The sequence below is a fragment of the Amycolatopsis sp. NPDC049159 genome, assembly GCF_040648295.1.
GTDB classification, from domain to species: domain Bacteria; phylum Actinomycetota; class Actinomycetes; order Mycobacteriales; family Pseudonocardiaceae; genus Amycolatopsis; species Amycolatopsis pretoriensis_A.
Window position 1 is genome coordinate 181026 of record NZ_JBEZDL010000012.1, and the last position, 12138, is coordinate 193163.

The 12138-nt window shown below is 70.6% G+C and carries 12 protein-coding genes; 7 read left to right on the top strand and 5 right to left on the bottom strand.

Going from position 1 to position 12138, the window contains the following annotated elements; translation table 11 throughout:
• Positions 1–248: 248 nt before the first annotated feature.
• The 4 genes from AB0B33_RS23320 (at position 249) to AB0B33_RS23335 (ending at position 3154) form a co-directional block, all read left to right on the top strand.
• Positions 249–743, top strand: a complete 495-nt coding sequence (locus AB0B33_RS23320) for a hypothetical protein (RefSeq protein WP_360775472.1) — start codon at positions 249–251, stop codon at positions 741–743.
• Between the two features lie 72 nt (positions 744–815).
• Complete coding sequence (locus tag AB0B33_RS23325) at positions 816–1574, top strand: YcnI family protein (RefSeq protein ID WP_360775197.1); 759 nt, start codon at positions 816–818, stop codon at positions 1572–1574.
• Entirely contained in the window at positions 1575–2126 is a 552-nt protein-coding gene (locus tag AB0B33_RS23330) for a copper resistance CopC family protein (protein WP_360775200.1), read from the top strand. It begins immediately after the preceding gene.
• Positions 2126–3154: a CopD family protein gene (locus AB0B33_RS23335; RefSeq protein WP_360775203.1), complete on the top strand. Its 1029-nt coding sequence runs from the start codon at positions 2126–2128 to the stop codon at positions 3152–3154. Before AB0B33_RS23330 ends, AB0B33_RS23335 begins: the two co-directional genes overlap by 1 nt.
• A gap of 211 nt (positions 3155–3365) precedes the next feature.
• On the opposite strand, the gene AB0B33_RS23340 is transcribed toward AB0B33_RS23335, so the two are convergent.
• Together AB0B33_RS23340 and AB0B33_RS23345 are read right to left on the bottom strand one after the other, a co-directional pair.
• The gene (locus tag AB0B33_RS23340) at positions 3366–4253 is read right to left on the bottom strand and encodes an aminoglycoside phosphotransferase family protein (protein WP_360775475.1); all 888 of its coding nucleotides are present in this window, start codon (positions 4251–4253) and stop codon (positions 3366–3368) included.
• Positions 4254–4284: 31 nt separating this feature from the next.
• Positions 4285–5670 (bottom strand): helix-turn-helix transcriptional regulator, encoded by a 1386-nt coding sequence (locus AB0B33_RS23345; RefSeq protein WP_360775206.1) that lies wholly within the window; start codon positions 5668–5670, stop codon positions 4285–4287.
• Positions 5671–5988: 318 nt separating this feature from the next.
• Here AB0B33_RS23345 and AB0B33_RS23350 point away from each other — a divergent pair, with 318 nt between their 5' ends.
• Both AB0B33_RS23350 and AB0B33_RS23355 read left to right on the top strand, forming a co-directional pair.
• A complete protein-coding gene (locus AB0B33_RS23350) occupies positions 5989–6333 on the top strand; it encodes a hypothetical protein (protein ID WP_247016093.1) in 345 nt (114 codons plus the stop codon).
• A 12-nt stretch (positions 6334–6345) separates the two neighbouring features.
• On the top strand, positions 6346–6750 hold the full coding sequence (locus tag AB0B33_RS23355) for a hypothetical protein (RefSeq protein ID WP_247016095.1): 405 nt from the start codon (positions 6346–6348) through the stop codon (positions 6748–6750).
• 411 nt (positions 6751–7161) lie between these two features.
• On the opposite strand, the gene AB0B33_RS23360 is transcribed toward AB0B33_RS23355, so the two are convergent.
• Both AB0B33_RS23360 and AB0B33_RS23365 read right to left on the bottom strand, forming a co-directional pair.
• Complete coding sequence (locus AB0B33_RS23360; protein WP_360775211.1) at positions 7162–8421, bottom strand: MFS transporter; 1260 nt, start codon at positions 8419–8421, stop codon at positions 7162–7164.
• Positions 8414–9739: a GH1 family beta-glucosidase gene (locus tag AB0B33_RS23365; RefSeq protein WP_360775214.1), complete on the bottom strand. Its 1326-nt coding sequence runs from the start codon at positions 9737–9739 to the stop codon at positions 8414–8416. The genes AB0B33_RS23360 and AB0B33_RS23365 overlap by 8 nt, the downstream gene beginning before the upstream one ends.
• A 129-nt stretch (positions 9740–9868) precedes the next feature.
• Here AB0B33_RS23365 and AB0B33_RS23370 point away from each other — a divergent pair, with 129 nt between their 5' ends.
• Positions 9869–10516: a TetR family transcriptional regulator gene (locus tag AB0B33_RS23370; RefSeq protein ID WP_247016100.1), complete on the top strand. Its 648-nt coding sequence runs from the start codon at positions 9869–9871 to the stop codon at positions 10514–10516.
• Positions 10517–10887: 371 nt separating this feature from the next.
• Here the strand turns inward: AB0B33_RS23370 and AB0B33_RS23375 are convergent, their stop codons facing one another.
• Positions 10888–12072, bottom strand: coding sequence for an amino acid deaminase/aldolase (locus AB0B33_RS23375; RefSeq protein WP_360775217.1), 1185 nt, complete (start codon positions 12070–12072; stop codon positions 10888–10890).
• Between the last annotated feature and the right edge of the window lie 66 nt (positions 12073–12138).

The following is a 12138-nucleotide window of genomic DNA, read 5'->3' on the forward strand; positions in this document are numbered from 1 at the left end:
ACCGACGGCTCAGTACCCAGCGCACAGCCGGTCCAAACCCCAGTCATCGGTCACCGGTTCCGCCCACCGTGGCCCAACCGGGGCAGATCGGCAAGAAATGGCCTGAACCACGGCGTGGCGTGGGACGTGAACTCGGTGTGTGCTCACTTCACGGGATCACACGCTCACCCCGGGGCAGGTCCCTTAGGCTGCTGCTCATGAGCGTTCCGGCACGGCGTCCCGCCGTGCTCGGCGCTACCCGGGGTGCGTTGCTCGCCGTGAGCGCGGCGGTGCTGTCCGTCACCGCGCACCGGCTCGCCGACGGCGGCCTGCCCGACCCGGCGATGCTCCTGCTGCTCACCGGCCTGTTCGGCTGGACCGCCACCGCGCTCACCCGCAAGGCCCGCGGCCCGCTCGCCACGATCACCCTGCTCGGGTCCGCCCAGCTGGTGATGCACTTGCTGCTGACCACGCTCGCCGGGCACCACGACATGTACGCGGTGCCGGACCGGACCGGGGCCGGCATGATCGCCGCGCACGCGGTCGCGACCCTGCTCACCGCGCTCCTGCTCGCCCGCGCGGACGCGACGCTGCTCACGGTGCTGGCCGTGCTGCGCGCGATCCTGCCGCGGCTGCTCACCCCGCTGCCGGTCCCGGCCGCGGCTCCCGCGCTCGTCCCCGCCCGCGTGGGCGGTCCGGACCACCTCGTCGGCGTCGACCTGCGCCGGATCCACGGGCGGCGCGGCCCACCGAGTCACTCCTGAAACCCAGCTCGTCCCCGACACAGCGGACCCCCGAGTCCGCTGCCCTTTGTTGAGTTCATCAGGAGTGAACCCATGTCCCAGCACGTCTTCAAGCGCGCCGGTTTCCTCGCCGCCACCGTCGGTGTCGCCGGTTTCCTCGGCGCCGGCATCGCCTCCGCGCACGTCACCGCCAACGTCTACGGCCCGCAGCCCACGAAGGGCGGCTACGCGGCGATCGTGTTCCGCGTGCCGAGCGAGGAGAAGGCGCCCGTCACCACCACGAAGGTCGTCGTCGACTTCAAGGCGGACTACGGCATCGGCTCGGTGCGGACGAAGCCGCTGCCCGGCTGGACCGCCGAGGTCACCAAGTCGAAGCTGCCGGCGCCGATCACCAAGGACAACGGCACGCAGATCACCGAGGCCGTCACCGCGGTGACGTGGACCGCCCAGCCCGGCAACGAGCTGAAGGCCACCGACTACCAGGAGTTCTCCGTCAGCTTCGGCCCGCTGCCCACCAACGTGGACCAGGTCGAGTTCCCGGCGCACCAGTCCTACAGCGACGGCAAGGTCGTCGACTGGAACCAGCCGACCCCGGCGGGCGGCGAGGAGCCGGAGCACCCGGCCCCGGCCGTCAAGCTGGCCGCGAAGGCCGAAGAGGGCGACGCGCACGGCACCATGGCGAACACGGCGGCGACGACCGGCGACCAGACCCAGGCCGCCGCGACGTCGGACAGCACGGCCCGCTGGCTCGGCGGTGCCGGCCTGCTCGTCGGTGCCGTCGGCCTCGGCGTCGGGGCCGGTGCGACCATCCGGGCGCGCAAGGCCACGGCCAAGTCGGGAGGCAACAGCTAAATGCGGAAGGCGCTCGTCGCGCTGGCGCTGACGGTGGTGGCCGTGCTCGGCACGGCCACCCCGGCGCTCGCGCACAACGTGCTGATCTCCTCGGACCCGGCGAACGGCTCGTCCGTCGCCGCCGGCCCGCAGAAGATCAGCCTGACGTTCGACCAGTACGTGCAGGGCGCGGACGTCAACCAGATCGCGGTGACCGGACCCGGCGGCGGCCAGTGGGCCGAGGGACCGATCAGTGTGGTGAACAACGTCATCAGCGCGCCGCTGCGGCCGCTCGGCCCGGCGGGGAAGTACACCGTCGGCTACCGGGTGCTCTCCGCGGACGGCCACCCGGTGACCGGTGAGCTCACCTTCACCCTGACCGCGGCGGGCACCGGCACGCCGGCGACCGTCGACGCGGCCCGCTCGCCGGGCAGCACGTCGTCGGCGTCCCCGCAGCAGTCCTCGTCCACCGGGGTGCCGATCTGGGTCTGGATCGCCGGTGCCGTCGTGCTGCTGGCCATCGGGCTGACCGTGGCGCTCCGCTCGGGCGGCAAAGTCGAAGAGAAGAACTGATGACGCAGGCCGAGACCACCACGAACGTCCGCTATGTGACGCTGCTGTGCGTCGTCACGGCGGGACTGCTGGGCGCCCTCATCGGCGTCGCGCTCACCGCCACCGCGCCGGTCCCCGGCGTGGTGCAGCCCGGCGCGGTGGTCTCGGCCGGCATCCCGGTCGTGCGGGTCCTGCTCGACCTGGCCGCGGTCACGACCATCGGGCTCGCCCTGCTGTCGGTGCTCGTTGGCTACGACCGGCCGAAGCTCACCGAGCCGATCCTGCGGCTGGCCCGCCCGGCCGGGGTCGCGGCGGCGCTGGTCTGGGCCACCACCGCGGTCGTCGCGCTGATCCTGCAGACCGCGGAGTACAAGCCGGGTTCGTCGTCGCTCTCGCCGTCGGACATCGGGCAGTACATCGCCGCCGTCGGCGCCGGGAAGGCGCTCGTCATCGTCGCGGTGCTCGCGCTCGCCCACGCCGGGATCGGCGCGCTGGCGCTGCGGTTCGGCGAGAAGGTGCCCGCGGAGGTGCGCGTCGGGCTCGGCCTGTTCGCGCTGCTGCCGCTGCCGGTCACCGGGCACGCGTCGAACTGGAACTACCACGACTACACGATGATCTCGATGGAGCTGCACGTCATGAGCGCCGTCGCCTGGACCGGCGGCCTCGGCGCGATGGCCGTGCTCCTGGTGGCGAACCGGACGCTGCTGGCGCACGCGCTGCCGCGGTTCTCGAAGCTCGCGACGCTCTGCCTGGTCCTCTCCGCGGCGACCGGCCTGTTCAACGGCCTGGTCGAGATCTCGCTCAACCCGACCATCGGGTTCTGGGCGGCGATCTTCACGACGCCGTACGGGCAGCTGCTCATCCTGAAGACGGCGTGCACCGGCGTCATCGCGCTGCTGGGCGCGCACGTCCGCTGGCGGCTGATGCCGCAGATCGTCCGGCACCAGCGGACCGCGCTCGCCGCGTGGGCGACGCTGGAGCTGACCGTGATGGGACTGGCCTTCGGGTTCGCCGTCGTGCTCACGCGGGCGCCGGTCGTCGCGTCCTGAAAGCCCTTCCCCGCTGGTGAGGCCGGTGCGGAGTCACGGCGAGTAGCTGCAACTTGCGCATTGGGATGACGGGTAGACCATTGGGGGCGACCTGTCGGACCGAACTTTCTACCCTGAGCGGGCCGCATTTCCGAAGCGACGAACGGTCATTTGCAGTCGGCGAATGCACGTGCAAGTTGTGGTGCCGGTCACATCATGTGACAGTCTTCGCTCAGCGGTAACGCGTCCACCGCACGTCCGTCCGGCCGCTGCGGAGGTCGGCCAACCGGCGGAACAGCTCGGGCCGCACCTGCGGCCGGCTGCGCAGGATGGGCAGCACGCTGGTCGTCAGCTTCAGCTCGCGGATGCCGCGGAGCACCGCGAACCCGGACCAGGACGTCACGTCGAAGCCGTACGCCGCGGCGAACCCGCGGTAGTGCACCGGCGGGTCACCGAACCGCTCGCGGCCGACGGCCAGCGGCGTCAGGTCCCACTCCGGCGGGCCGACGCACGACGAATCGAAGTCGCAGAGCACCGGGCCGTCCGGGCCGGGGATGACGTTGCCGGGGTACGCGTCGCCGTGGACCAGGCCCCTGGGCAGCGGGAACTCCAGCCCGGACAGCCGGTCTTCGAGCTCGGCGCAGCGCTCCAGCAGGAACTCGCGGTCGGCGTCGCCGAGCTCTTCGGCGTCGGACACCCGGGCCCGCACCGCGGCGAACGGCGCCCACTCGGCGAGGCCGTCGGGCGCGGGCAGCGCGTGCACCCGGCGCAGCAGCCGGGCCAGGTCGGTCGCCGTCGCCGGGCGGCCGATGCTCGGCACCTGGTGCCACACGGTCACGAGGTGCTCGCCGACCTCCAGGGGCTGGTCGACGCCGTCGAGGAGCCGGATCGCGGGGACGCCGTGGCGTTCGAAGTGCCGGGCGACGCGGACGACCGTCCCGACGCGGTGCCGCAGCTGCGTCGAACCGACGATCCGGATCACGAGCGGGGCCGTGACCAGCGCGTACACCGCGTTGTTGGTGAACCGGAGCAGCCGCGCGCCCGCCGGGTCGACGCCCAGCAGCGCGCACGTCTCCGCCAGCACGCCGCGCAGCTTCCCGGCTGTGAACCGGCCGGCCAAGACGGCCTCGGTGTCCCCGCCGCCGCCGGCGTTATGCGGCGTAGAAAGCGTGGAGGCGATCGGCGAGGTCACGCGCGTCGGCGTTGTTGCGGCGGCGCTCCGCCTCTTCCTGGAGCGGCCGCATCCGGTCCTTGACCCGCTCGGACTTGATGCCCTCGGCGCAGTCGATGGCCTTGCCGCCGACCTTGGCCCCGTGGTCGAGGTCGCCGTCGAGCAGGTGGTTGGTGGCCAGCGCGCTCAGCATGAACGTCTTGGACCGGGCCATCTCGTCGTCGTAGGAGTCGACCGCCCGGCTCAGCGCCGGGATCGCGTACTTGGTGTGCTCGGCGTTCTTCTGCGCGAGGACCGTGTGGACGGTGCCGACCATGGCGTAGACGTCAGTCTCGGTGAAGAACTTCACCCAGGACTCGGCCTCGGCCAGGTTGGCGCGCTCGAACTCGTCCTTGCTCCGGCCGAGCAGCTTCACCGCCTGCTCTTCGTTGCCCATCATCGCGTAGGCCCAGGCCTCGTTCGCGCACAGCACGGAGACCGCCAGCTCGGAACCGCTTTCCTGAGCCGCGATCTGGCCCAGCTGGAACAGCTTCAGCGCGTCGTTCGGGGCGTCCTGGTGCAGGTAGACGCGGCCCATCCGGTAGAGGACGTTGGCCACCAGCGGGTGGTTCTCGCCCTGCTTGGCCAGGTCCAGCGCGTTCGCGAAGTGGCCGCGGGCGGAGTCCATGAGGCCGGTGTCGAACGACGTCCAGCCGGCCAGCGAGTGCAGGTCGGCGAGGGCCACGTAGAGCCGGTTCTTCACCAGGTCGGTGCCGTGGGACTCGAGCATCTGCTGTCCCCAGGACAGCTGCGCCACGACGGCGTCGCGGCAGAACCCGCCGCCGTACTGGTAGTCCAGCGCCCGGAGCGCGCGCGTCGCGGCCTCCACCTGGCGCACGTCGGTCATGCCGATCCGGCCGGGTGCCGGCGTGCGCGCCGGACCCGCCGACCAGGTGCCCGATTCCGGACCGAACACCGCCGCACCCATCGTGACCTGGGCGGCGTGCGCGAGGAACCTCCGTCGCTTCACGGACTCGTCCTCCTCAGCCTGCTGGCCGTCGGCGGAGCCGACGACGCGTGTCGCCGTGACCTCGTCGTAGGCGAGGCCCATGTACCCCCGGGGGACGCCCAGGCCGTCGGCGATCCTCGTGAGGACGTCGTAAGCCATGACCTGGCGACCCTTGAGGATCTCCGACACCTCGGACTGGGACTGTCCGGTCATCGCGGCGATCTGGCGCTGCAAGACACCGTGCTTGCGCAAGAGGCGGTAGACGCCGCTGATCTCTCGCGACGCGAGAGCAGCTCTCATCTCGGGCTGCTCCCACGCGTCAGCGGGAACCGCGTGGCTCTGCCGGGCTTCGGCACTGCCACCGTTACTGGCGTCCATCGCGCCCCCTCCACTGTCCGGTCGGGCGTCTGTGAAACAGCGTAGGCAAACCTGGTGAACCGTGTGAACTGCCGGACTGGCGCCCTGATCGGCCCGGGCGAAGTCCGTTGACCGCTTACCGTGGAACCGAGTCCGGTCACCGCTATGACGCCATTTCGACCTTCTATCGCAGCCGGTTGCACCTCACTGTAGTTGTCAGATCTCCGTCACCGCCCGGACACCGGCAGCGATCACGGAGAGCTACGAAAACCGCAGCGTGGTGACAAGAAGATGTTGCAGAAGGCATCTTCGAAGACTTTCGACAGAGCGGAGAAGGGCGTGGAGTTCGTGGACTCGTTCGCAGGAGGACATGCCGGCACGGCCACCCGCGCCGTGCGGCCGGCGATCGCGACGGTCTCTCCCGTCTCCGCCGTCCGCCCCGTCACCCCGGCCGCCGCGGTGGACCCCCGCACCGCGAGCGTCCGCCACTACGAGGGCGGCCAGCTCGTCTGGCGGGTGCAGTGCGGAGACCTGATCGAGCGCGAGCGCGCCGTGACGGTCTTCGTAGAGGACAACCAGGTGGTACTGGTCTCGCCCCCCGGCGAGACCGCGCGGTTGACGTCCGGCCAGCTCGGACAGCTGCGCGCCGCGCTCAACGAAGCCGCCAAGATGGCGGAAAGGTAACGGTGAGCTGACATGGATCAGGTACTCGGGCAGGTCCTCCGCAATGCGGTCTGGGAGCGCCTCGACATGCTGACTGACCTGGCGAACCGCGCCGACGCCCAGTCGCTCGTCTCGGTGGCGCGCAGCGAACTCCCCCGCTTGACCGAAGCGTGGCGCGCGATGCTGAAGATGCACGAGCCCGACGAGCGCGGCGACTGCCCGACCTGCTCGACCCGGTGGCACCGCTGCAAGGCGCCGTGCTCGGTCTGGCAGGTCGCGCACGAACACCTGGTAGCCGGCGGCCTCGCCCCGCAGCAGCAGTCCTCGCCGGACAGCCGCCTGCAGAGCCGCCGCATGAGCCCGGTCCCGGCCCCCACCGCGGCGGAGACCACCGGTCGCCACGCGTTGGTGAACCCGCGCCGAGCGGTCACCGCCTGACCCACCCGGGCCGTCGCCACGTGAAACCCATGTGAAGAAGCGGCACTTTCATAGGGAAAGTGCGCTCCGGCGGCCCCCACGAACCGGCGAGCGCGACCGGCCGATCGCCCCATCGGCTCCGCGTCGGCACTCGCCCCGGCCGAGGGCTGTTTCGCCCGCACCCCCGAGCAGCGCGAACCAGCCCTCGGCCATCACCTCAGACCGCTCCGCGATTAATCGAAAAAAATACGCGTTAGCCCTAGCCGGGGCCGTAATCCCCCGCTAGATTGATCATCAAGCCCCCGGTGTGGACCATGGGTCACACCGCGGCGATCCGCTCCTCGAGCGGTCCCCGAATTCCGCGGGCCGGTGCCGTTGCACTCCCCTCCCCCGACCGGCACCGGCCCGCGGTTCCACTTCGTTGTACGGCGTTCAGCGGACCGCCTTCACGCGCAGCACGAGCACCGCGGCCAGCAGCGTCGCGACGGCCGAAGCCGCGAACAGGCCGGAGTAGCCACCCAGGTAGGCCAGCACCAGCGGTGTCAGCAGCGGGGCCACCACCTGCGGCAGCGAGTTCGCGATGTTGATGACGCCCAGGTCCTTCGCGCGGTCCTGCGCCGTCGGCAGCACCTGCGTCAGCATCGCCAAGGCGACCGCCATGTACGCGCCGAACCCGACGCCGAGCAGCGGGGACGCGGCGAGCGCGACCGGCCAGCTCTGCCACACGACGAGGAGCAGAGCGGCCAGCGCCATCACGCCGGAAGCCGCCAGGACGTACGGCTTGCGCCGTCCGGACCTGTCGGAGAAGTGGCCGGCGAGCACGGCGCCGATGACGAGCGCGACGCCGTACAGCCCCATCATGATGAGCAGCCCGGTGTCCGGGTCGGGGTAGTGCACCGCGTCCTTGAGGAAGAACAGCAGGTAGAGCGTCCCGAACGCGTTACCGAGGTTGATCATGAAGTGGCACGACCACGCCCACGCGAAGTCCGGGTGCCGCCGAGGCGAGACCCAGAGGTTGCGGAGGACCTCGCGGGTGTCGGACGAGGGCCGGTACTCGATAGGCAGCCGCGCGTCCGGCGTCCGGAGCACGAAGAACGCGGCGCCCACCAGCACGATCCCCGCGCAGGCCGCGTAGGCCAACGGCAGCCCGGCGATGCCGAGCATGACGACGACCACGACCGCGCCCAGCACGGTGCCGAGCATCTGCGCGATGCCGACGAGCCCGCCGACCTGCGCGCGCTGGCCGACCGGGACGCGGTCGGCGATGGCCGACATCAGGGTGGCGAGCATGCCGTTGAGGCCGGCCTGCACCAGGCACCAGCCGGTGATCAGCAGGGCGACGTCGGGCGCGAACGCCAGCACCAGCAGCCCGACGGCCGCGACCGCGGCCCCGATCACCGTCCACGGGTGGCGGCGGCCGAACCGCGAGCACGTCCGGTCCGACAGCAGCCCGACCGCCGGGTTGACGACCAGCGCCACGATCGCGCCGACGCCCATCACCAGGCCGAGCACGAACTCCTTGTTCACCTGGTCGAGCAGTTCGGCCTGCTGCGGCAGCAGCACCTGGATCGGCGCGTAAATCCCCAGCCAGAGCGCGATGTTCGCGAAGAACAGCAGGCTCATCCAGCCGGGCCGCACCCGCACGGTGGGTTCGGCGAGCGCTTCGGGCAGCGCCTGGGTCGTTTCACTCATCCCGCACCAGCTTCCGGTACCAGTGGAAGGAGTCCTTCGGCGTCCGCCGCAGGGTCTCGTAATCGACGTGCACCAGGCCGAAGCGCGGCGCGTAGCCCTTGGACCACTCGAAATTGTCCATCAGGGACCAGCAGAAGTAGCCGCGGACGTCGACGCCGGCGTCCATCGCCTCGCGCACCGCGACCAGGTGGCTGTGCAGGAAGTCGATCCGTTCGGGGTCGTGCACCCCGCCGTCCTCGGCGACTTCGTCGGCGAAACTGCACCCGTTCTCGGTGATGTGGATCGGCGGCAGTTTGTCGCGGTAGCGGGCGTGGAAGTCGAGCAGCAGCTCGCGCAGGGCGTGCGGAACGATCGGCGAGTCGTTCGTCGTCATCGGGTAGCCCTCGATCGGGCGGAGGTCGAACGGCAGCGGGTTGCCCGGACTGGGCTTCGCGACGCCTTGCGGCTCGTAGTAGTTGACGCCGTAGAAGTCGAGCGGCTGCGCGATCGCCGGCAGGTCGTCGGCGAACCCGGCGGGGAGGTGCGGGTGGAGCTGTTCGGGGTAGCTGCCGAGCAGTACGGGGTCGGCGTAGAGCCGGTTGATCAGCGCGTCGAGCCACTCGGCGGCGGCCCGGTCGCGGTCGTCGCTGTCTTCGCCGGGCCAGATCGGAGAGTGGTTGTTGGCGGTGCCGATGGTCGTCGCCCCGGCCGCGCGCAGCGCCTGGACGGCGAGGCCGTGGGCGAGGAGCTGGTGGTGCGCGGTCGGGACGGCGTCGAGCAGGAGCGTCTTGCCGGGCGCGTACTCGCCGATCGCGTAGCCGTAGATCGACATGACCATGGGCTCGTTGAGCGGAATCCACAGCTTCACCCGGTCGGCGAAGCGTTCTCCGAGGATGTGGGCGTACTCGGCGAAGCGCCCAGCGGTATCGCGGGAGAGCCAGCCGCCGTCGTCTTCGATCGCCTGCGGGGTGTCCCAGTGGTAAAGCGTGACGGCGGGGGCGATCCCCGCCTCGCAGACGGCGTCGAGGAGCTTGTCGTAGAAGCCGAGGCCTTCGGGGTTGGGCGCGCCCTTGCCGTCGGGCTGGATGCGGGGCCACGCGACGGACATCCGGTAGGCACCGACCCCGAGCTCCGCCATGAGCGCGATGTCTTCGGGGTAGCGGTGGTAGTGGTCGGCGGCTACGTTGGCGGTCTCATCGCGGGCGATCTTGCCCTCGGCCGCGGTGAACGTGTCCCAGATGGACGGTCCGCGCCCACCTTCGCTGGTGGCGCCCTCGATCTGGAACGCCGAGGTCGAAACACCCCAGAGGAAGTCGGGCGGGAAGTTCGGGTTCTGCACCGGCTGCTGACCCCTTCGTCAGACACCCCTTCGGGTGAACATGAAAAGTTCTCATATACTAGGTCTTCACTCGTCCGTGGGGAAGCCCGTCGGCACGATAAAGTCCCAGATCAGACGAGGAGGAGCGCCGTGTCCGACATCCAGGCCGCGAAGGTGCCGGCAGAAGCCACCCCCTTGCGCCGCCAGCCGGTTCAGCAACGCAGCGCCAAACGCGTCGAGCAGATGCTCGACGCGAGCGCGGCGTTGATCGACGAGCTCGGTTACGACGCGCTGACGACCACCCTGATCGCCAAGCGCGCCGGGGTGGCCGTGGGGTCGCTGTACCAGTTCTTCCCGGACAAGCGCGCCGTGGTGCAAGCGCTTACCGCCCGCAACCTGGAGAGGTTCGTGGGCGCGGTGAACGAGCGCCTGAAGCAGCTCGGGCCGGAGCACTGGTGGGACGTCGTGGACTCGATCCTCGACATCTACCTCGAGATGCACCGGTCGGTCCCGGGCTTTTCGAAGGTCCACTTCGGCGACATCATCGACCGCCAGCTGCTCGACGAAACGCGCGACAACAACGCGGTGATCGTGGACTCCCTGACGGACCTGGTGTCCACGCAGGTCGATCGGCCGGTGGAGGACCTGCGGTTCGCGATCGGCATCGCCAACGAGGTGGCGGATGCGTTGCTGAAGCTGGCGTTCCGCAAGGACCCGCGCGGGGACGAGAAGATCGTCGCTGAAGCGAAGTACGTGGTGAAGGGGTACCTGGCGGCCCGGTTCGGGGAACGGTCGTAGTTGTCCACAGAAGTTGTCCACAGGCATGCACAGCTGTGGACAACCAGGTGGTTTCGGGCCGGCTTGTCGGTGGGCGCCGATAGACTGGAAGCGGGGGTTCCCCCGGGGAAGGGCGGGCCGCGCGCGGGGGTTGGCGGCGAGGGGTTGCCGGCGTGGACGGCGGTTCTGCGGACCAGGCCGGCCCGCATTCCGCTGACGCCGACGTTGTGAACGACTCTTTCCTGTCGTCGGACGAGGTGAACGAGTCGTTCATGACTTTCTTGCCGTGCCGGGGTGAGCGGGGATTCGCCCGTCCGGGAGCTGGGACAAACCGTGGCCGCGCGGCGAGGCGGAGCGTTCTGCCGCACGGACGCGGGACACACGGGCCGCCGTCAGCCGAAGTTCTGGTGCTCGCCTCGGTACGTCGGGACCGTGCGCTCGACCCGGTCGCCCAGGACCAAGTGGTAGTGCGTGAACCGCTCCGCCAGCTCGCCCGCCTTCGCGTGCCGCAGCCACACCCGGTCGCCCAGCTTCAAGCTTCGGGCGGCTCGGCCCGTCACCGGGGTCTGGACCTCGCCCGCGCCTTCGAAGCCCAGCAGCTTCAAGCCCGTCGGCAAGTACGGCTGCGGGACGCGCGAAGCGCCCGTCGGGCCGGAAGCGATGTAGCCGCCCGAAAACAGGGTCGCGATGGAGCGAGTCGGGCGGCGGACCACCGGCAGTGCGAACAACGCTGCCGGGCGGGGGCTGAAGCGGGAGTAGCCGTCGAACAGCGTCGGGCCGATCAGGCCCGAGCCCGCCGCGATCTCCGTGACCACCGCGTCCGCGCCCGTGGACTCGATGCTTCCCGTGCCGCCGCCGTTCACGAACTCCAGCGACGTCACCGCCTGGACCGCGCGGACCGCTTCGCCGCGTCGGCGGTTCAGCTCGGCCGCCGAACGACGTTGCATCCAGCCGATCACCAGCCGGTTCGCCCGGCCGCCCGCCGCGTCGCCGAGGCCGGCGATCTGGCCTTCGTACGCCATCACGCCCACCAGGCGGAAACCCGGGCGGGCGAGGATCTGGCGGGCCAGCGTCGCAGCCTGCTTCGGGGTGAACACCGGCGAGCGGCGCGTGCCGACGTGGACGCCCGGCAGCGGGCGCCAGGACGCGTCCAGCTCCAGGCAGACGCGGATTTCCTGGTGGCCGTGGCCGAGGGCCGCGTCCACCAGGTCCAGGTGTTCCGGCGAGTCGACCATGATCGCGATCGCCGCGCGCGCGGAATCCGACGCGGCCAGGCGGCGGAGGGCTTCGTGGTCGGCCGTCGGGTAGGCGACGACGATGTCCTCGGTCGTGCCCTGCTCGACGTGCCAGACGGCTTCGGCGAGCGAGTAGCACATCAGGCCTTCGAAGCCCGGCATCGCGAGCACGCGCTCCAGCAGCGCCCGGCAGCGGACCGACTTGCTGACCACGCGGATCGGCTTGCCCGCCGCGCGGCGACGGAGGTCGTCGGCGTTCGCGTCGAACGCCGCCAAGTCGACCACGGCCAAGGGCGGGTCGAGGTCCTTGGTCGCCAAGTCGTACACCGTCGCACTGGTCACGAGGTCTAAAGTACGACACGAAGGCTTGAAACGCGAATACTATTCACTTACTGTTTCGAGCACTCG